The sequence below is a fragment of the Bradyrhizobium sp. A11 genome (assembly GCF_042077125.1).
Taxonomy (GTDB): domain Bacteria; phylum Pseudomonadota; class Alphaproteobacteria; order Rhizobiales; family Xanthobacteraceae; genus Bradyrhizobium; species Bradyrhizobium japonicum_B.
In genome coordinates this window covers 4,442,850-4,462,096 of the sequence record NZ_CP149509.1, presented here as the reverse complement: position 1 = coordinate 4,462,096, position 19,247 = coordinate 4,442,850, and the positions used below count along the sequence as shown (strand labels likewise).

Below are 19,247 nucleotides of genomic sequence, written 5' to 3'. Positions count from 1 at the left end.
GCCTAACAACGCCGCCGCGCCTTGCCAATTGCGGGGTTAGGCAGGATCGCAGCTCGGGCAAATTTCCCAAGCCGGATTGGGCATGGGTCTTTGGACCTGATACGGCGGCTTTGATCTAATCGGGTGGAATCTTGATGGGCCGATCGGTGCGGCCCGAGGAGCGGTGCAGCATGAGTTCGATGACGATTGGACCGATCGCGCCTGTAGCGACCGACCCGTCCGAGCGCAGCGCGCTCCTGTTCTGGATGATCTTCACCGGACTCTCGATCTTCGCCGTCGTGCTGCTGTGGCGGTTCGGTCTGATCCATCTGATGCTGACCTCAGACCGCACCTACATTTCGAGCGTGATCGCGGTACTCTATGTCCTCACCTGCGGCCATTGCTTCCTGCGCACGCGGGCGATCGCGCGGGAGGGCGCAGCGGCGCGGCGCTGCCGCGCGGTGCTGGCGGCCCCCGATGGCGGCAAGGCCCTCGATGCGCGTGCGGCGGCGTTGCCGCGCGGGCTGGTACGCGATCACATCGAAAGCCTGGTGACCAAGGCCGCAGCGCAGGACTATCGCCCGGTGGATCAGACCCTGCTGCTGCGAACGCTCGCCGATCGCCTGCGCGGCTCCAACGGGTTCGGAGCCTTCGTCTCGGACACGCTGATGAAGCTCGGCCTGCTCGGCACCATCATCGGCTTCATCATCATGCTGGCGCCGATCGCGGGCTTGGATGCCGCCGACAAGGTCGCGATGCGCTCCTCGATGGGGTTGATGAGCGACGGCATGGCGGTCGCGATGTACACGACGCTTGCCGGCCTCGTCGGCTCGATCCTGGTCCGCATCCAGTATTACATGCTGGACGCCGCGACCCAGCGGGTGTTCTCGGACGCGGTGGTGCTGACCGAGACCTTTGTGACGCCGGTGCTCGAGCGCAAAGGCGCAGTCAAGGGCGCCACCTCGTCATGATGGATGATTTCGGTCTCTATCCGCGCGAGGAGGCGTTCGACCCCCTGGGCGTGATGCTGTTCAAGGCGCTCCAGGTGATCGCGTTCCTGTTCTTCCTGGCGTTGCTGGCGGTCTCCCCGGACGCCAAGGAGGGCAAGATCGACTCCAAGGCCGAGTTCATGATCACCTTGGACTGGCCGGACAATCACCCCGACGATCTCGACCTGTTCGTGCAGGATCCCGCCGGCAACATCGCCTGGTATCGCCACCGCGAGGCCGGCTTCCTCACCCTCGACCGCGACGACCGCGGCGGGGCCAACGACTTCATCATCGTCGCCGGCAAGAAGATCGCCTCGCCGATCCGCGAGGAGATCGTCACGGTGCGCGGCATCCTGGCCGGCGAATACACCGTCAACATCTCGCATTTCGTGGCGACGACCGGCGAGCCCGTCACGGCCAACGTGAAGGTGCAGAAGCTCAATCCGACGGCGCAGGTGGTGTTCGACAACAAGTTCACGCTCGACCACACCGGCGACGAGAAGACCGCGGTCCGGTTCCGGATCGATGACGAGGGCAAGGTCGTCAACGTCGATCAGCGGCCGAAGTCGCTGCTGGAGACGTTCCGCAGCGGCTGGCGCAACGGCGCCGATCTCGACCCGAGGACCGGAGTGAGCAGGAACCCCACGAGGATACGCCGTGACTGATCTGCAGACGGTCATCCTGACGCTGTCGGTCGCCTACGCCGTGATCGGCGCGCTGCTGCTGGTCGTGTTGGTCTATGCGCGCCTGCACTGGTCGCTGAAGGCGGTCGCGGTGATCGTGACCAGCGCCTTCTATGTCGTCAGCTTCACCGAGATGCGCGGGCTGCTCGGCTGGGCCAGTTCCGACCGGCTGCCGGCGTCCTTCAAGCTGTTGAAGGCCCGCATCGTCGAGCCGCACTCGCTTCAGGGCGATCCCGGCTCGATCTATCTGTGGGTCGAGCAGCTCGACGAGGACAATCGCCCGAGCGGCATTCCGCGTGCCTTCCGCGTGCCCTACAACGACAGGCTCGCCGACAAGACCCATGCCGCGGAGAACGAGATCGCGCTGGGAAATCCGCAAGGCGGCCGCGCCGCCGACTTCGGCGGCGGCGATGGCAGCATCATCGACATGGTCCGCGAATATGTGACGCCCAAGACCATCTTGGAGACGACCGGCGGCGATTCCTCGACCGGCGAGTTCATCGCCCCGCCGGCCGGCGCGCAAGGCGCCGTGTTCACCCCGCTGCCGCCGCCCCGAATGCCCCCGAAAGACGAGCAATAGGCTCTCCGCCATCGTCGGCGGGCGCTGGCAAAGGCCGCCGCGCTGGCGCATGGTCTTGACCTCCCTCAAATTGGCCTTATCGGCTTTCAATAAGAATTCGAGGGTGGAGGGTGCGTGCTTCTCGCTGTCTTTTCGGATATTCACGGCAACCGGCAGGCCTTCGAGGCCTGCCTGAAGGTCGCCCGTGCGAAGGGCGCGGAGCAATTCGTGCTGCTCGGCGATTTCGTCGGCTATGGCGCCGATCCCGAATGGGTGGTGGATACCGCAATGGAGCTCGTTGCCCAAGGTGCTGTCGCCGTGCGCGGCAATCACGACCAGGCGGTCAATTCCTCCGCAGAGACCATGAACGCCGAGGCGCAGGTCGCGATCGAATGGACCCGTGGCCGGCTTGACGGGGCGCAGCGGCGGTTCCTGACCGAATTGCCGATGCTGGTCGAGGACGGCGATCGCCTCTTCGTGCATTCGGAAGCCTCCCACCCCCAGCGCTGGCACTATGTCCGCTCGACCGTGGAGGCCGCCAAAAGCCTGATCGCGACACCGGCCCATGTCACGTTCTGCGGCCATGTCCATCGTCCCGCGCTCTATTCGATGTCGGTGACGGCGAAGATGACGAGCTTCGTGCCGAAGACCGACGTCCCGGTTCAGCTCCTGCGTGGACGGCAATGGCTCGCCGTGCTCGGCTCGGTCGGCCAGCCCCGCGACGGTGATCCGTCGGCAGCTTTCGTCTTGTTCGACACCGAATCGTGCCAGATCACCTATTGCCGCGCGCCCTATGACATCGCGACCGCAGCGGGCAGAATTCGCGACAACGGTCTGCCGCATTGGCTCGCCGATCGGCTGTCGCAGGGGCGCTGAAGGCAATGCCGAAGCCTCTGGTCAAATCCGGCGCAGTGATCGATGGCTACACCATCGGCGAATGCGTTCACGCCGGCGGCATGGCAACGCTGTGGACCGTCACCCATCCTGGCATCGACGTGCCCCTGCTGATGAAGATACCGCGGGTCTCGGAGGGCGAGGATCCCGCCGCGATCGTCTCCTTCGAGATGGAGATGATGATCCTGCCGCGGCTTGCGGGGCCGCACGTTCCGACCTGTTTCGGCACCGGCGATTTCGCGCACCAGGCCTATGTCGTGATCGAGCGCATCGGTGGCGCCACGCTCTACAAGCGGCTGCCCGACCTGCCGCTGCCTTATGACGAAGCCCGGCAGCTCGTCGCCAGGATCGCGAGCGCGCTGGCCGACCTGCACCGGCAGAACGTGATCCATCACGACATCAAGCCAAGCAGCATCATGTTCCGCGAGAGCGGCGAGGCCGTGCTGATTGATTTCGGCCTGTCGCATCACAATCACCTGCCGGATCTGTTGCAGGAGGAGTTCCGCCTGCCTTACGGCACTGCGCCCTACATGGCGCCCGAGCGGCTGTCGGGGGTGCGCGACGATCCGCGCAGCGATCTGTTTTCGCTCGGCGTGCTGCTCTACTTCTTCACCACCGGCGAGCGGCCGTTCGGCGAGGGCGAGACGCTGCGCGCGATGCGGCGCCGGCTGTGGCGCGATCCGCATCCGCCGCGCAAGCTCCGCGCCGACTATCCGCCCTGGCTCCAGGAGGTGGTGCTGCGGTGTCTCGAGATCGAGCCGGTGTGGCGCTATCCGACGGCGTCCCAGCTTGCTTTCGATCTCGCCCATCCGGACCAGGTCAAGCTCACCACGCGCTCGGAGCGGATCAAACGCGACCCGATCAGCGTCGCCTGGCGGCGCCGGTTCAATCTGGGTGTCATGGCGCCGCGCGCGAAGTCGGATGTCGCCGCCCAAATCGCATCGAGCCCGATCCTCGCTGTCGCGCTCGACACAGTGGAAGGCGCACCGGAGCTCAACGAGGCGCTGCGCGTGACCACCCAGCGCATCCTCGCCACCCTGCCGTCAGCGCGGCTCGCCTGCCTCAACGTGCTCAAGCTGAGCCGGATCGCGGTCGACCGCACCTTGGACGAGCAGGGGTCCAACAAGCATATCGACCGCCTTGTCGCACTCCGGCACTGGGCGACGCCGCTCAAACTGGATGAGAGCCGGCTGACGGCTCATGTGCTGGAGGCGGTTGATCCCGCCGCCGCGATCCTGGAATTCGCCGAGGTCAACCAGGTCGACCACGTCATCATCGGAGCGCGGCAGGACTCGTTCAGGCGCACGCTGCTCGGCAGCGTCTCGGCCAAGGTGGCCGCGGAAGCGGCCTGCACCGTCACCGTGGTACGGCCGCCGCGGATGGCCGGCGATGCCGGCAAGTCCAATGCCGGCGAAGCACCTGGATAGGCTGCCGGCCGATTTGAACTGGCGGATCAGGCCGCGTGAACGGCGTGAGCGACCCGCTTGCGGCGGATCGGCCAGGAGAATTGCGGGCCGGGCTCGCCGTGATCCGCGCTGCCGCCGAAAAACTGGATGATCTCGCGGCAGGGCTCGCAATTGAACAGGTTACGCGACGCGGATGCCTTGGTCATTTCCTTCAGGCAGTTCGGGCAGTGCGGTTTCATGGGGTGGTCCGAAAGAGGGAAGTATCAGTGCTGTGACGCCAACGAATGATCGAGGTCGGTCGTGTCGAGCCTGGCATCGTCGTCCATCGCGCCGTCGGTGCGATCGAGGCGGCCGAAGAAATAATCAAGGCCCGGATGCGGGCGGCGCGGGATCCGGCACCTGCGCTTCGGCTGGCGCTTCACGAGCGTGATCTGCATGGCGTTCAGCCCCGATGCCGATGAAGGTGAATGACGCGGGCAGAAGCCTCGGCCTTCAGCGGTCGCGCCACATGCAGGCTGCGAGCCGCAATCGCCGCGTTGAACGCCAACCACAACGCTACACCAGTCCAGAGCAGGATCGCCGTCATGATGTCCTCCCGTCAAAAGCAGGCAGGAATCACTTGCGGTGATTTGCGCGAATCAGTGAAGTCCGGATGAGTACGGATCAAGACTGCAATTTTAGGCATTGCGCATTGCAGCACCCGTAAGAGCCGCGACTTTTTTTCCGTGCTGTCGCATCGCGCCCGTGCGCGCACCTTCGAGGATCTCCCGTATGCGCGGCGCTTCTCGAAGACAGCGAAATCCGTAGCGTCCAGTATAGTCGGCATCGGGCGAGCGGGTCGACCTTCCCGACGCGAAATTGAGGTGACCGGCGCCACGGCCGATGTCGAGGATTTCGCAATCCGGGTCCATCGCCTGGAATGACGTTTGGCTCACCGTCCGTCTGCCCCAGGCCGTTCGCAAGATGAGCGCGCGACGATCGGTAATGAGATAGAGCGTTTGCAAGTCCTGAAGCAGCATCACCAGCGGGGCCGCAACCATCGCAACGCCGAGCATCGCGAGAGGCTGGGCCGCGCCGCCGATCCAATCGAAGCCGATGGCGGTCAGCAACAGCCAGGGAAATCCGATCCACCAAAGATACCGCCACATCATCATGTGGGCGACGCCGTCGGGCTGGCCCTGCCAGATCACCCGCTCTCCGTCCTGCAGGGATTCGGCGCGCAGGCGTTCCAAGCCTGCGGAAAACGGGGTGGCGTGAATTCCATTCATTGCCTTTGGTCGCAGCGGCGGAGCCGCCGGTTCGGGACCCGCGAATGGTTCTCAAATCGCTTCGCCGCGGGCCCCTAGCGCCGCGTTGCGGATCGCGGCGATGTTGGCCTTGTAGGCATCCTGCGTGCCGCCCCGGAATACGGATGTGCCGGCGACGAAGGCGTTGGCACCGGCCGCAGCGAGCGCGCCGGCGACGTCGGGGCCGACCCCGCCATCGACCTCGATGTCGATCGGGCGCCCCGCCGTCATCGCGCGGATATCGCGGATCTTTCCGATCGCCAAGGGAATGAAGGCCTGGCCGCCGAAGCCGGGATTGACCGACATCACCAGCACGAGGTCGACGAGATCGAGCACGTATTCGAGCGCGCTGACCGGCGTGCCTGGATTGAGCGAGACGCCGGCCTTCTTGCCGAGCGCGCGGATCGCCTGCAGCGAGCGGTGCAGATGGGGGCCGGCCTCCGCATGCACGGTGATGTGGTCGCAGCCTGCTTTCGCAAAGGCTTCGAGATAGGGGTCACATGGCGAGATCATCAGATGCGCGTCGAACACCTTCTTGGTGTGCGGGCGCATCGCCTTGATGATGTCGGGGCCGTAGGAAATGTTGGGAACGAAGTGCCCGTCCATCACGTCGAGATGGATCCAGTCGGCGCCGGCGGCGTCGACGGCACGCACCTCCTCGCCGAGCCTGGAGAAATCCGAGGCCAGAATCGAGGGCGCGATGGCCAGCGGGCGGGGGGTAAAGGCTTGGGTCATGGCGCGGTTTCCCGGTGCGGCCGTGAAAGATGGCCTCGCCTAACATGGGCCTCCATGGCGGGCAATGCAGGACAGGCGTGCTTGCTGTGGGCGGAAAATTCTGCCGCGGCCGGCACGAATTGCCGGTGTTCCCCGGCCGTCCAGGGCGCCGCGTAGCCGGATTTCATTGAACTTTTTGCGCTGGCACGACGCTTGCTGCCGACACCTGCAGAACATTGGCCGCGGCATGCCGCATCGGTTGGAGTTGTGCAATGTTGTTTGCCCTTGGGGCCGTCGGGGCCGTATCGAGCGCACTCGACGCGATTCAGTCGCTGACGAACTCGAAATCGTCCTCGTCGACGCACAAGACGGGATCGGCGCAGGGCGCGACCAACCCATTCGCGATCGACAGCGGCAGCAGCAATACGACCAGCGGCGCGACCTCATCGGTCAATTCGGGCAATTGCGCACAGATTTCGCCGGAAACGATGAGCGCGCTGATCGCGGCACAAAGCCAATCGTCCGACGGTAGCAGCGTGGCGACCTCGACGTCGTCGAACGCGACGTCGAAAGGCCGGGACGCTGCACTCAAGGATCTGTTCTCGCAGATCGATGCGGATGGCGACGGCAACATCACCAAGTCCGAGTTCGAGGACGCACTGGGGGCTGGCGGAACCAACCTCGCGAAGGCCGATGACGTGTTCTCCAAGCTCGATGCGAATTCCGACGGCAACGTCAGTCTCGACGAGATGTCGAAGGCCCTGAAGAGCGGTCACCACGGCCACCATCACGCGGAGAGTGCCGGCGGCTCGGGCGATGGATCGGATTCATCGTCGAAGTCCGTCGGCGGATCGACCTCGACGACGACGATTGCTGCCGACGGCTCGACCACCACCACCGTCACCTATGCCGACGGCTTCAAGATGTCGACGACGGTGCCGGGCCCCTCCAGCCCCCGCAATTCGGCCTATGATCTGTTCGCGCAGTTGATGCAGCAGCAGGGCGGCCAGGGCCAGGGCTCTTCGGCGGCGGCCGGTTCGTCGATGTCGATGAGTGTCTGAGCGGCATCCGCGATCAGCCGGCATATTCGTGCGTGATGTCACGATAGACGTAGCGGTCACGGATTTCGTGGTTGAAGAACGCGCCCTTTGAGCGCGCTTGCCGGAACGCTGCGGCAACCTCGGGCGGAACGTCCTCATAGACATAGAGGCGTCCGCTGACGAAAGTCACCTTCAGCTCCCGCGTGTCGGGCGCATAGCGGAAGAACCTGATCACGGATGACGGCATGGCAGCACACCTGAGGCCGCCGGGGTAACGCCGCATCAGTCGTTTCGTTTCCAAAGCGCGAAGAGCTTTGGATGCACGTCACCGCGCTTCAGGTTGTTGTTTGCGCATGGTCTTTCCGGAAAACCGCTGCGCACTTTTCCGGATCATGCTTCAGCCGAATCTGTCCTTCCACGCCGGCTGCGCCCCCGGGAACGGCAGCGCGGTCGCGCTGTACACGGCGCGGCCAATCGCGCGTGCGACCACGTTGGCGGCGACGGTGCCGAGCTCGGTGAGGCCGATCAGCGGCTCGATTGGCTTCTCCCCGGTCGCCGCCGCAAACAGCACGTCGCCATCGGTCGGTGCGTGCACCGGATAGATGGCGCGGGCAAAGCCGGTGTGCGCGATCATCGCCAGGCGCTTGGCCTGGGGTTTGGTCAGCACCGCGTCGGTGACGACGGCCCCGATGGTGGTGTTTTCGCGCGCGCTTGCCGCGGGACCGCCCTTGATGCGCATGCGAAGCATGTCGTCGGTGAACGTGTCAGGCAGGCCGCGGCCGCCGAATTCGCCGCCGAGCTCGAACGGCGCCGCCCAGAACCACGGCCCGTCGCCGACGGTAACGGTGCCCACCGCGTTGACGGCGACGATCGCCGCGACCTTCACGCCATCAGGAGTCGCCGCCGAAGCCGAGCCGAGCCCGCCCTTGAACGTCGCGGTGGTAGCGCCGAGGCCAGCGCCGACGCTGCCGAGCGCGAAGTCGGTGCCGGCGGCAGCGGCCGCGGCATAGCCAAGGTCGCGATAGGGCGAGAAGCGGCCCCAGGCCTTGTCACCGCCGTTGAGCAGATCGAACAGGATCGCGCCCGGCACGATCGGGATCAGGGCTTCGCGAACCTTGAAGCCGCGCCTTTGCTCGGCGAGCCAGGCCTGGACGCCGCCACCGGCATCGAGGCCGAAAGCGGAGCCGCCGGACAGCGCGATCGCATCGACCCGCTCGACGGTGTTGGCGAGATCGAGCAGGGCGTCCTCGCGCGTGCCGGGACCGCCGCCGCGCACGTCGATCGCGGCGACAGCGGGGGAATCGAAGATGATCGCGGTGGTGCCGCTGGCGAGTTTGGCGTCCTCGGCATGGCCGACGCGGACCCCGGCAATGTCGGTGAGCAGATTCTTCAAGATGGCCTCGCGCGCTGAAAGGAGCTCGCCTTGCGATAGCGCAGGGATGCCGCAGGCTCAACTCGCCAGTGCCGTCCTGAGCATCTTGGCGAGTTCGGTCTTGCGGTAGGGCTTTGCCAGCAGCAGCACACCGGAATCGAGCCGGCCGTGATGGACGATGGCATTCTCGGTATAGCCCGAGGTGAACAGGGTCTTCAGGTCGGGGCGGCGGCGGACGGCTTCGTCGGCCAGCTGACGGCCGTTCATGTTGCCCGGCATGATGATGTCGGTGAAGAGCAGGTCGATGGTCTTGTTGTTGTCGAGGATGGTCAGGGCCTCGGCGCCGTTGGCGGCCTCGAGCGCGGTGTAACCGAGGCTCTTGACCTGGGTCACCACATATTGCCGCACCAGCGCATCGTCCTCGACGATCAGGATCTTCTCGTTGCCGCCGGTGACGGGCACATTCTGCAGCGCCTCGAACTCGCTCTCCTGCACGCCGCTCGAGCGCGGCAGGTAGATCTTCACGCTCGTGCCGTGGCCCTGCTCGCTGTAGATCTTGATGTGGCCGCCGGATTGCTTGACGAAGCCGAACACCATGCTCAAGCCCAGCCCGGTGCCCTTGCCGACCTCCTTGGTGGTGAAGAACGGGTCGAACACGCGGTCGATCAGCTCCGGCGGGATTCCGGAGCCGGTGTCGCTGACCGCGATCATCACGTAATTGCCGGCGACGACGTCGGGGTTCATGCTGGCATAGCCGTCGTCGAGGAAGATGTTGCGGGTCTCCAGCACCAGCGTGCCGCCCTCGGGCATGGCGTCACGGGCGTTCAGCGCGAGATTGAGGATCGCGGTGGACAACTGGCCGGGATCGACCAGCGTCGGCCAGGCATCCTCGGTGAGCTGCGGCACGATGGTGATCTGCTCGCCCAGGGTGGGGTGCAACAGCTTGGCGGCTTCGAGCGCCAGCGCGTTGACGTCGATTTCGCGGGGCTGGAGCGGCTGCTTGCGGGCGAAGGCCAGCAGATGCTTGGTTAGCTGCGCGCCGCGCTCGGCGGCGTCGTCGATCAGCTTGGTGATCGCAGCCAGCTCGGGGCGGTCGGCGACCGCGTCGGCCAGGATGCCGATCGTGCCGGTGATGACGGTCAGCACGTTGTTGAAATCGTGGGCGACACCGCCGGTCAGCTGGCCGATCGAGTCCATCTTCTGGACGTGCCGGAACTGGGCTTCGGCGGCCTGCTTCTCCGTGAGATCCCGGCCGATGAAGAAATGGCGCTTCACGGGCTCGGACCAGGTGCCCATCCAGTTCAACGTGACCTCGTGACCGTCGTAGTGATAGTAGCGCGCCTCGAAGCTGCGCTTGACCGCGCCGCGCCGTGCCGCCCGCATCTCCTCCCGCGTCTTCTCGAGGTCGTCAGGATGGATGAACTCGGTCGCGCTGTGCCCGATCATGTCTTCGGGGGTGAAGCCGAGGATGTCCTTCACGCTCGGGCTGACCTGGACGAAATTGCCGAAACCGTCGGTGACCAGGATCAGGTCCTGCGAGGTCTCGAAGATGCGCCGGCGCTCCTCGGTCTCGCGGCGCAGCTTCTCGCGCGCCTCCTTCTCCTCCGTGATGTCATGGGCGATCTTGGAGGCCCCGATGATCTCTCCGTTGTCCGATCTCAATGGCGAAACATTCAGGACGACGTCGAGCGCGCGGCCATCCTTCCGAATCCGCACCGTCTCGTGCTGGGCGATCGACTCGTTGCCGGCGATCCGGTTGAGGATGCTCCTGACTTCGTGCTTGCGGTCCGGCGGCACGATGATGTCGATCGACCTTCCGACCGCCTCCGCGGCGGAATAGCCGAACAGATGCTCGGCGGCCTTGTTCCAGCCGGTGATGATGCCGTCGAGCGTCTTTGTGATGATGGCGTCGTTGGAGGATTCCACGACGGCGCCGTACAGCGCGAGGCGCTTGCCGTAGTAATCGCGTTCCGAGGCCGATTGCTGGCGCAGCCTGCCGACGAGGCCGACGGTGTGCACCTGAAGGCGGACATTCTCGATCAGCAGCACCGCGAGCACGAAGCTCGACGCGCATAGGCCGTAGAGACGGCCGGCGTAGAAACCGAGATCGAAGCGCGCGACGTTGACGATCGCAGACAGCGCGATGTCGAACAGCCATGCGCACATCACGACCATGAGCCAGACGTCGATCACGGAATGCGGGCGGCGGAACCACAGCGAAACGAGCGCGGCGAAGCTCAGCGACCACACGAAGGACACGACCCCGATCATGGTCGCCGTGTAACGGCCGTCGCGGAGCAGCACCGGCAGCAAATCGTGCTGGGCTGTGACGATCCAGGTAAAGGCAGCCATGGCCGCGATGACGCCGAGCGCCATGGCGCAGATCGCGTTGCTGGTCGGGCCCTTGATCGTGGGGCCGCCGTCCTTTTCCTTCTGCCAGGCATAGCCGAGCACGAGCAGCGGGAAGACGCCGTGCCAGATCATGTAGAGCCAGACGGTGGTCTGGCTGCCCGCGCCGAACAGTCCGGTCGGGGTGAACAGGCCGGGGAAGGTAAGGGCGTGGGCCAGCGCCGCCGCGGCGGTGAAGAGATAGCCGGTCGACAGCCACAGCAGCGCACGGGTCCGCAACACCGAAAACTGCGACAGCAGCAGCACCGCCGTGATGATGTCGCTCACAGCCAGGGCGGATTGATAGCTGGCGACGAAGGCCGGAATCGGCGGCAACGGGATACCGGCGAACGGCACGGCCAACGCGAACAGGATCGAGGACACGCCGACGATCCACAGAGCCGCGCTGCGGTCGGTTGAGGTGGCCGGGAGAGTGGAAAGAAATGTGCTTCGGTCGATCGCAGGCGCGTTCATCTCGTGCAGACCCGTGTTGAGCATCTCCGCAGTTCCAAGATCTGGCAGCCTTGACCTCCACGGTAGCCCGTTCCGGGCCCGGGTTGTGAACCGATGCAGCGCCGACTCAACCGAGGGTTACAGCTTACCTAACTTGGGTGGGAACGCGGAATAGGGATCGGGTAAGATGCGCTTTACTGCGCGGTGTCATAATGCCCCGCCACGGTCCCGGGTTCCAGGCTTGAAACATACGATTTGATTGATCTGCGGGAGTTGTTCCCATGTCTCGCGTTCTCATCATCGACGACCAGAAGGATGTGCGTGCGATGGTCGCGATCGTGCTTCGGGTCAACCATTACGAGGTTGCCGAGGCCGACAGCGGCGCGGCCGGGCTGAAGGCCTTCGCTGAAGGTCCGTTCGACGCGGCGATCGTCGATATCTTTCTCGGTGACATCAGCGGCGTCGACGTCATCGCGGCCCTGCGCGAATGTGCGCCGGGGCTGCCCGTTGTAGCGGTGTCCGGAATGACGGCGCTGGACTTCATGGAAGAAGCGCCCCACCTCGCCAACGTGATCTGCCTGCAAAAGCCGTTTCGGCCGAACGATCTCCTGCAAGCGCTTCGCAAGGCCCAGGCCACGGCCGCCGGCGAGCTGCCCGCAGCCGTCTGATCCTGCCGCACAAAGAAAAACGCCCCGGGCAAGCCGGGGCGTTGGTGAGGTTCGCATGCGAGGTTTGAGCCCCGGAGCCGCCTTCAGGTGCCGTTGCCTTTGATCTCGGCGTAGCCGCCCTTGGCGTCCCACTTGTAGACGACGTAGTCGATCTGCTTGATGTCGCCCTTGGAGTCATACTCGATCGGGCCGATCACGGTGTCCCACTTGCCGGCCTTCATCGCTTCCATGACCTTCTTGGCGTCGGTGGTGCCGGCTTTCTTGGCCGCCTGCGACCACACCTGCATCGCCGCATAGGTGTAGAGGGTGTAGCCCTCCGGATCGATATTCTTGGCCTTGAAAGCCTCGACGATCTTCTTTGCGGTCGGCTTGTTGCGCGGATCGGGACCGAAGGTGAACAGCGTGCCTTCGCCGGCCGGGCCGGTGATGGAGGCGTACTCCTTGTCGGCGAGCGCGTCGCCGGCCATCAGCACGGTCTTGAGGCCCTGGTCGCGCATCTGACGCAGGATCAGGCCGCTCTCCTGATGGTACCCGCCGACATAGACGAGGTCGATGTTGTCGCGCTTCAAGCGCGAGACGATCGCGTTGAAGTCCTTGTCGCCCTTATTGTAGGACTCGTACATCTTCTCGGTGACGCCGGCCTTGTTGAGCGCCTTCTTGGTCTCGTCGGCAAGACCCTTGCCGTAGGTGGTCTTGTCGTTGAGGATCGCGATGTTCTTGCCCTTGTAGTTCTTGGCGATGTACTGCGCCGCGATCAGGCCCTGCTGATCGTCACGGCCGCAAACGCGCGCCACGTTCCAGAGCTTGCGTTCGGTGAACAGCGGGTTGGTCGAGGCCGGCGTGATCTGGAGCACGTTGCCGTCGGCATAGGCCTCCGAGGCCGGGATCGACGACGACGAGCAATAATGCCCGGCCACGAACGGGATCTTCGCGCCGGCGATCTTTTCGGCGATCGAGCGCGCCTGCTTCGGGTCGCAGGCGTCATCCTCGACGGAAAGCGCGAGCTTCTTGCCGTTGACGCCGCCGGCGGCATTGATATCGGTCACGGCCATTTCGGCGCCGTTCTTCATCTGGCGGCCGAAGGCGGACTCGCCGCCGGTCATCGGACCTGCGACTGCGATGGTGACATCCTGCGCGAACGCCGCGCTCGACAGCGCGATCGATACGCCGAATGCCAGACCGATGAGCTTCAGTGATTTCATGAGATACCTCGCGGGTGGTCGCCTGTGGAAGTTGCCGGGCAGGCCCGGTCCAAACCGGCGCCATTCTTGAATGAATTTCCGGAGAAGTCACCGGCAAAATACGGGCATTGGCGCAGATATCTCGCCACATTCGGCCGCACGCGGGAGCGCGTGCGGCTCGGTCAGCCGTGCCGGCCGCCTTCCAGATAGGCGGCGCGAATCTCAGGGCGCTGCAACAATTCGGCGCCGGTGCCGGCCAGCGTGATCAGGCCATTGACCATGACATAGCCGCGATGGGCGAGCTTGAGGGCATGGTTGGCGTTCTGCTCGACGATCAGGACGGTGAGGCCATCCTGTCGGTTCAGGGTGCGGATCGCATCGAAGATCTGGCGCGCGATCAGCGGTGCGAGGCCCAGCGAAGGTTCGTCGAGCAGGAGCAGGCGCGGACGGCTCATCAGGGCGCGGCCGATCGCCAGCATCTGTTGCTCGCCGCCGGAGAGGGTGCCGCCGCGCTGGTCGTATCGTTCCTTCAGCCGTGGAAACAGCGTGAAGACGCGCTGGAGCGTCGCCTCGCGTTCGGCCTCGGTGCATTCGGTGGCGTCCGCCCCCATCTGGAGGTTTTCCGCCACGCTCATGCGCGGGAAGATGCGGCGGCCCTCCGGCGATTGCGCGATGCGCAGATGCGCGATCTCGTGGGTCGGGACGTTGGTGATGTCGCGGCCTTCATACAGGATCTGGCCGGCCCGGGCGCGCGGCTTGCCGAAGATCGTCATCATCAGCGTCGACTTGCCGGCGCCGTTGGCGCCGATCAGCGCCACGATCTCGCCGGCATCGATATCGACGTCGACGCCCTTCAGCGCCTCGATCTTGCCGTAGGCGGCGCGCAGGCCCCGGATCGCGAGCAGAGGAGAGGGCGCCGGCGTCACGATCCGGCCTCCATCACGGCTGCCGCCTCTTCCTCGTCGGCGCCGAGATAGGCCGCGATCACCTTGGGATCGTCGCGGATCTCGCGCGGCGTGCCTTCCGCGATCTTGACGCCGTGGTCCATCACCACGATGTGGTCGGAGATCTCCATCACCACCGACATATCGTGCTCGATCAGCAGGATCGAGGTGCCGAGTTCGTCGCGGATCGAGAGCAGCAGCTCGCTCAAGGCCGCGCTCTCGCGCGCGTTGAGACCGGCGGCGGGCTCGTCCAGGCACAAAAGCGCGGGCTCGGTGCACATTGCGCGCGCGATCTCGAGCCGGCGCTGGTCGCCATAGGCGAAATTGCCGGCGGCATCGTCGGCGCGGTCGATCAGCTTGACCCGCTTGAGCCAGTCGGTGGCGAGGTCGATGGCGCGTTGTTCGGCGTCACGGTAGGCGGGAACGCCGAGCAGGCCGAGCAGGGTGAATCCGGAGGCGCGCATCAGCGCGTTGTGCTGCGCCACCATCAGGTTCTCCAGCGCGGTCATGCCGGGAAACAGCCGGATGTTCTGGAAGGTGCGTGCGACCTTGGCCTGCTTGGCGATGCGAAAATCGCTCAGCCGCTCCAGTGCGATCGTCTTGCCGTCGTCGTGGGTGAGACGGATGGTCCCACTGCTGGGTTTGTAGAAGCCGGTGATACAGTTGAACACGGTGGTCTTGCCGGCGCCGTTCGGCCCGATCAGCGCGGTGATCTTCTTCCGCTCGGCGGCGAAAGACAGGTCCTGCACGGCAACGATGCCGCCGAAGCGCATGGCGAGCCGATCGATGCTGAGAATCTTGTCGCCGCTCATCCGTGCCCTTCCTTGACGAGGTCGGAGGAGATCGCTTTCGCCTTGGTCAGATAGACGGTGGGCGCGCGATGGCCGACCAGGCCGCGCGGCCGCCAGATCATGATCAGCACCATGGCCATGCCGAACACCAGCATGCGGTAGGTCTCGAGGCCGCGGAACAATTCGAAGCCGCCGATCATGGCGAGCGCGGCGAGCGCGACGCCGAGCTGCGAGCCCATGCCGCCGAGCACGACGATGGCCAGCACCAGCGCCGATTCCTGGAAGGTGAAGGATTCCGGGCTGATGAAGCCCTGGCGGGTGGCGAAGAACGCGCCGGCGAAGCCGCCGAACATGGCGCCGGTCGCGAACGCCGTCAGCTTGGTGGTGGTGGTGTTGATGCCGAGCGCGCGGCAGGCGACCTCGTCCTCGCGCAAGGCTTCCCAGGCCCGTCCGATCGGCAGGCGGCGCAGGCGGATCGTCGCCCAGTTGGTGAGCAGCGCAAGCGCCAGGATCAGGTAGAACAGGAAGATGATGCGGTGCGTCGGCGAATATTCGATGCCGAGCCTGGCGGCGAGGCCGTCGTCGCTGTTGTCGAGCGGGATGCCGAAGAACGTAGGACGGGGAATGCCGGAGACGCCGTTGGGGCCGCCGGTGAGCTCCTGCCAGTTGATGATGACGAGGCGGATGATCTCGCCGAAGGCGAGCGTCACGATGGCGAGATAGTCGCCGCGCAGGCGCAGCACGGGGAAGCCGAGAAGGACGCCCCAGAACGCCGCGAGGATGCCGGCGAGCGGCAGGCAGATCCAGAACGACCAGTCGAAATTGGTCGCAAGCAGCCCATAGGAATAGGCGCCGACCGCATAGAAGGCGACGTAGCCGAGATCGAGCAGGCCGGCGAGCCCGACCACGACGTTCAAGCCCCAGCCCAGCATGACGTAGGTGAGCACGAGGATCGCAAGGTCGAGGATGTAGCGCTGGTCATAGAAGATCACCGGCACCAGCACGGTGAAGATCAGGAGCGCCGGCGCGAGGTAGCGGCCGATGAAAGACATGCCGCTCTGCACCGCCGGCGGCACCAGCTTCTCGGCGCCGGTCGGGCCGATCCATTGCCGCAGCAGCTCGATCACGATCGAGCCGCCGAACACGGCGGCGACGAGGGAAGCGAGCTCCCCGAAGCGTGTCCAATAAGTGAGCTGGCCGGAGGCGCCCGCCTCGGTGCGGATGCCGACCATCAACGAGAACAACACCAGCGCGATCAGAGCGTTGACGAAAGCCGTCTTCAGGATGGAGGCGATGCCCGTTGCAGGTTTGGCAGTCATGGGTGAGGAAGTTGCCACGCGCGACCGTCAGACTTTTTCGACTTCGGGACGACCGAGCAGGCCGGTCGGCATGAAGATCAGCACCACGATCAGGATCGAGAACGCCGCGACGTCCTTGTATTCGACCGAGAAATAGGCCGACCAGAACGTCTCGATCAGGCCGATCGCGAGGCCGCCGAGCATGGCGCCGGGCAGCGAGCCGATGCCGCCGAGCACGGCGGCGGTGAACGCCTTGATGCCGGCGACGAAGCCCATGAAGAAGTCGACGAGGCCGTAATAAAGCAGGTACATCAGACCCGCGACGGCGGCGAGCGCGGCACCGATCACGAAGGTCATGGAGATGGTGCGGTCGACGTCGACGCCGAGCAGCGCCGCCATGGTCTGGTCCTGCTCGCAGGCGCGCATGTCGCGCCCCAGCCGGGTGCGCGACACCAGCCAGGTGAAGATCGCCAGCAGCACGATCGTGGTGATGACCACCACGATCTGGATGTTGGAGAGCTGGATCACGAAGCCATCGGCGCTCTCATGCAGCGTGTAGCCGCCGGTGATCACCGGCGGCACCGGCTTCACCCGCGCGCCTTGCGCCACCTGCGAATAATTGGTCAGCACGAAGGACATGCCGATCGCCGACAGCATCGGGGCGAGGCGGAAGGAGTGGCGCAGTGGACGGTAGGCGATGCGCTCGATGGTCCACCCATATAGGGCCGTGATCGCCATCGAGACCAGGATGACGACAAGCAGGATCACCGGGACCGCGGTCAGGCCGGTCGAGACCAGAAGAAGGAAGGTGATCAGCGCGATGAAGCCGCCGATCATGAAGACGTCGCCATGGGCGAAGTTGATCATGCCGACGATGCCGTAGACCATCGTATAGCCGATGGCGATCAGGCCGTAGATCGAGCCCAGGACGAGACCGTTGATGAGCTGTTGGGCGAAATAATCCATGGGCTGCCGTACCAAACCTGAGGCGGGCTCAAAGCGAGCTCTTGGGAGAGTGGGTTGGAGATGGTTTTCTTGGGCCCCGGCAGCCGCTTAGCATTCTGCACGTTTTGTAACAGGAGGGAACTGACGGCTGCAACAGCTCACGCGATGGCAGCAGGTCTTGTACAGAGGTCATTTGGCTTCCGATGGGTTCCGCAGGTGCGAGAAATCGGGTTCCGCCGGCAACCTAACTTGGCGGCGGCCGTTGTCTCGTCTCTGACGTCCAACAAAGGGAGTTCCCCGAATGACGAAGCAGCAGAACCAGAATCCGGGCCAGCAGAGTCAGAACCCCGGCCAGCAGCGCCCCGGGCAGCAGCAGGGCGGCGGTCAGAAACCCGGACAGCAGCAGCAGAACGACCCGATGCGCCAGGGCGATCGTCCCGGCCAGCAGGGCGGTCAGCGCGACCAGGAATAGTGCGCTTGGGTGAGCCGAGGAATAACAAGAGGGCGACGAGGGCCCCGCCGAAAGGCGGGGCCTTTTTGTGGCCGCCTTCCAGCGTCGTCATTCCGGGGCGGCTCGCAGAGCCGAGCCCGGAATCTCGAGATTGCGGCTTCGACTGCCCGGAATGGCCGCCTCGGCGAGGCCAGTTAAGGTAAACAAAGGGTTTAAATTGCCGCCACAGTCTGATGCGAGTTAGCTCCCCGCAAGCCTTTGATTGAAGGCGAACGGCAGGCGAGGCGGGAAGCGGCATGTTCAGGAATTGGCGGATCGGCTCGGTCAACGGCGCGCTGCTGGCGGCCTATTTCATCCCGGTCTGGGCCCTTGTCGTCTTCAATATCATCGTCGCACCGGTGCACGGCCTCTACGAGCGGCCGAGCGTCGCGGTTGCGCTTTACCTCAGCGACCATCTCCAGATGGCCGGCATGGACACGGTGCGCGCCGCCTGGCTGCTGGCGCTGGGCCGGCTGACGGTCGTGGCGTTCTTTGCGATCTATCTCGTGCTGCTCTGCATTCCTCGGATCCGCAAGAACGGCGGCAGCGACGAGGCGCTCGGCATCGCCCTGGCGATCGGCAGCCTGATTTCGTTTGCCAGCATGATCATGGCTTCGAAGGTCGGCGAGATGGCGGCGCTCCGGCTTCACGCCACCGAGCTGTTGCTCCTGCTCGGTGCCGCCATCGTGGTGGTGATCGAACGGCCCGAGGCCGCGCCCAAGACCGTTCAGCAGAAGACCGTCGAGACCGCGGCGCCCTTAGGGCTTGAGCAGGCCGAGCTCCTGCACAATCGCTGAGGCTTCCTTGACGGCGTGGTTCACGGCCGGCACGCCGCAATAGATCGCCTGCTGCAGCAGGATCTCCTTGATGTCGTCGGGCGTGAAGCCGCCTTCGGCAAGCGCCGCCCGCACGTGCAGGCGGAATTCGTCCCATTGCCCGAGCGCGACCATGGTGCCGATCACCAGCACCCGCCGCGTTCGCTCGTCGAAATGTGGCCGCGTCCAGATCTCGCCCCAGGCATAGCGCGTGATCATGTCCTGGAAATCGGTGTTGAAGGCGTTGCGGTTCGCGATCGACTTGTCGACCCAGGCATTGCCCAGCACCTTGCGGCGCACGTTCATGCCGGCATCGCGGCGCTTCTGGTCGTCCATGGTGTTTCTCCGATCG

23 protein-coding genes are annotated in these 19,247 nt (G+C 65.1%); 9 read left to right on the top strand and 14 right to left on the bottom strand.

Annotated features, from left to right (window positions below):
* Nucleotides 1-170: 170 nt before the first annotated feature.
* From WI560_RS20985 to WI560_RS20965, 5 genes are all read left to right on the top strand, one after another.
* Nucleotides 171-950, top strand: a complete 780-nt coding sequence (locus WI560_RS20985) for a MotA/TolQ/ExbB proton channel family protein (RefSeq protein WP_375304682.1) — start codon at nt 171-173, stop codon at nt 948-950.
* On the top strand, nt 947-1,633 hold the full coding sequence (locus WI560_RS20980; RefSeq protein WP_028137341.1) for a hypothetical protein: 687 nt from the start codon (nt 947-949) through the stop codon (nt 1,631-1,633). Before WI560_RS20985 ends, WI560_RS20980 begins: the two co-directional genes overlap by 4 nt.
* On the top strand, nt 1,626-2,231 hold the full coding sequence (locus WI560_RS20975; protein ID WP_257196139.1) for a hypothetical protein: 606 nt from the start codon (nt 1,626-1,628) through the stop codon (nt 2,229-2,231). The genes WI560_RS20980 and WI560_RS20975 overlap by 8 nt, the downstream gene beginning before the upstream one ends.
* 114 nt (nt 2,232-2,345) lie before the next feature.
* Nucleotides 2,346-3,086 (top strand): metallophosphoesterase family protein, encoded by a 741-nt coding sequence (locus tag WI560_RS20970; RefSeq protein WP_375304681.1) that lies wholly within the window; start codon nt 2,346-2,348, stop codon nt 3,084-3,086.
* A gap of 5 nt (nt 3,087-3,091) precedes the next feature.
* Entirely contained in the window at nt 3,092-4,531 is a 1,440-nt protein-coding gene (locus WI560_RS20965; RefSeq protein WP_375304680.1) for a serine/threonine protein kinase, read from the top strand.
* Nucleotides 4,532-4,557: 26 nt separating this feature from the next.
* On the opposite strand, the gene WI560_RS20960 is transcribed toward WI560_RS20965, so the two are convergent.
* The 5 genes from WI560_RS20960 to rpe form a co-directional block, all read right to left on the bottom strand.
* Entirely contained in the window at nt 4,558-4,749 is a 192-nt protein-coding gene (locus tag WI560_RS20960) for a hypothetical protein (protein WP_028137337.1), read from the bottom strand.
* Between the two features lie 24 nt (nt 4,750-4,773).
* On the bottom strand, nt 4,774-4,947 hold the full coding sequence (locus tag WI560_RS20955) for a hypothetical protein (RefSeq protein WP_375159676.1): 174 nt from the start codon (nt 4,945-4,947) through the stop codon (nt 4,774-4,776).
* 5 nt (nt 4,948-4,952) lie between these two features.
* A complete protein-coding gene (locus WI560_RS20950) occupies nt 4,953-5,096 on the bottom strand; it encodes a hypothetical protein (RefSeq protein ID WP_375304679.1) in 144 nt (47 codons plus the stop codon).
* 91 nt (nt 5,097-5,187) lie between these two features.
* On the bottom strand, nt 5,188-5,778 hold the full coding sequence (locus tag WI560_RS20945; protein WP_375304678.1) for a hypothetical protein: 591 nt from the start codon (nt 5,776-5,778) through the stop codon (nt 5,188-5,190).
* Between the two features lie 51 nt (nt 5,779-5,829).
* Nucleotides 5,830-6,531 (bottom strand): ribulose-phosphate 3-epimerase, encoded by a 702-nt coding sequence (gene rpe / locus WI560_RS20940; protein WP_375304677.1) that lies wholly within the window; start codon nt 6,529-6,531, stop codon nt 5,830-5,832.
* 251 nt (nt 6,532-6,782) lie between these two features.
* Here rpe and WI560_RS20935 point away from each other — a divergent pair, with 251 nt between their 5' ends.
* Nucleotides 6,783-7,571: an EF-hand domain-containing protein gene (locus tag WI560_RS20935; protein ID WP_375304676.1), complete on the top strand. Its 789-nt coding sequence runs from the start codon at nt 6,783-6,785 to the stop codon at nt 7,569-7,571.
* Nucleotides 7,572-7,584: 13 nt separating this feature from the next.
* Here the strand turns inward: WI560_RS20935 and WI560_RS20930 are convergent, their stop codons facing one another.
* From WI560_RS20930 to WI560_RS20920, 3 genes are all read right to left on the bottom strand, one after another.
* Nucleotides 7,585-7,797 (bottom strand): KTSC domain-containing protein, encoded by a 213-nt coding sequence (locus WI560_RS20930; RefSeq protein ID WP_375304675.1) that lies wholly within the window; start codon nt 7,795-7,797, stop codon nt 7,585-7,587.
* 150 nt (nt 7,798-7,947) lie between these two features.
* On the bottom strand, nt 7,948-8,943 hold the full coding sequence (locus WI560_RS20925) for a P1 family peptidase (RefSeq protein WP_375304674.1): 996 nt from the start codon (nt 8,941-8,943) through the stop codon (nt 7,948-7,950).
* Nucleotides 8,944-9,000: 57 nt separating this feature from the next.
* Nucleotides 9,001-11,808: a PAS domain S-box protein gene (locus WI560_RS20920; protein ID WP_375304673.1), complete on the bottom strand. Its 2,808-nt coding sequence runs from the start codon at nt 11,806-11,808 to the stop codon at nt 9,001-9,003.
* 236 nt (nt 11,809-12,044) lie between these two features.
* Between WI560_RS20920 and WI560_RS20915 the strand changes: the two genes are divergently transcribed.
* Nucleotides 12,045-12,431 (top strand): response regulator, encoded by a 387-nt coding sequence (locus WI560_RS20915; protein WP_375304672.1) that lies wholly within the window; start codon nt 12,045-12,047, stop codon nt 12,429-12,431.
* 83 nt (nt 12,432-12,514) lie between these two features.
* Here WI560_RS20915 and WI560_RS20910 read toward each other — a convergent pair whose 3' ends face one another.
* The 5 genes from WI560_RS20910 to WI560_RS20890 form a co-directional block, all read right to left on the bottom strand.
* The gene (locus WI560_RS20910; RefSeq protein WP_375304671.1) at nt 12,515-13,633 is read right to left on the bottom strand and encodes a branched-chain amino acid ABC transporter substrate-binding protein; all 1,119 of its coding nucleotides are present in this window, start codon (nt 13,631-13,633) and stop codon (nt 12,515-12,517) included.
* Between the two features lie 161 nt (nt 13,634-13,794).
* Nucleotides 13,795-14,538, bottom strand: a complete 744-nt coding sequence (locus WI560_RS20905; protein WP_375159682.1) for an ABC transporter ATP-binding protein — start codon at nt 14,536-14,538, stop codon at nt 13,795-13,797.
* Nucleotides 14,535-15,368: an ABC transporter ATP-binding protein gene (locus WI560_RS20900; RefSeq protein WP_375304670.1), complete on the bottom strand. Its 834-nt coding sequence runs from the start codon at nt 15,366-15,368 to the stop codon at nt 14,535-14,537. Before WI560_RS20900 ends, WI560_RS20905 begins: the two co-directional genes overlap by 4 nt.
* Complete coding sequence (gene livM, locus WI560_RS20895) at nt 15,365-16,666, bottom strand: high-affinity branched-chain amino acid ABC transporter permease LivM (RefSeq protein WP_375304669.1); 1,302 nt, start codon at nt 16,664-16,666, stop codon at nt 15,365-15,367. The genes WI560_RS20900 and livM overlap by 4 nt, the downstream gene beginning before the upstream one ends.
* A 27-nt stretch (nt 16,667-16,693) precedes the next feature.
* Nucleotides 16,694-17,611: a branched-chain amino acid ABC transporter permease gene (locus tag WI560_RS20890; protein WP_028137325.1), complete on the bottom strand. Its 918-nt coding sequence runs from the start codon at nt 17,609-17,611 to the stop codon at nt 16,694-16,696.
* A 280-nt stretch (nt 17,612-17,891) separates the two neighbouring features.
* Between WI560_RS20890 and WI560_RS20885 the strand changes: the two genes are divergently transcribed.
* Together WI560_RS20885 and WI560_RS20880 are read left to right on the top strand one after the other, a co-directional pair.
* Complete coding sequence (locus WI560_RS20885; protein ID WP_164718993.1) at nt 17,892-18,062, top strand: hypothetical protein; 171 nt, start codon at nt 17,892-17,894, stop codon at nt 18,060-18,062.
* 275 nt (nt 18,063-18,337) lie between these two features.
* Entirely contained in the window at nt 18,338-18,877 is a 540-nt protein-coding gene (locus WI560_RS20880) for a hypothetical protein (RefSeq protein WP_257175375.1), read from the top strand.
* On the opposite strand, the gene WI560_RS20875 is transcribed toward WI560_RS20880, so the two are convergent.
* Nucleotides 18,839-19,231: a carboxymuconolactone decarboxylase family protein gene (locus WI560_RS20875; RefSeq protein WP_128920868.1), complete on the bottom strand. Its 393-nt coding sequence runs from the start codon at nt 19,229-19,231 to the stop codon at nt 18,839-18,841. The two genes, WI560_RS20880 and WI560_RS20875, sit on opposite strands and share 39 nt — an antisense overlap.
* Between the last annotated feature and the right edge of the window lie 16 nt (nt 19,232-19,247).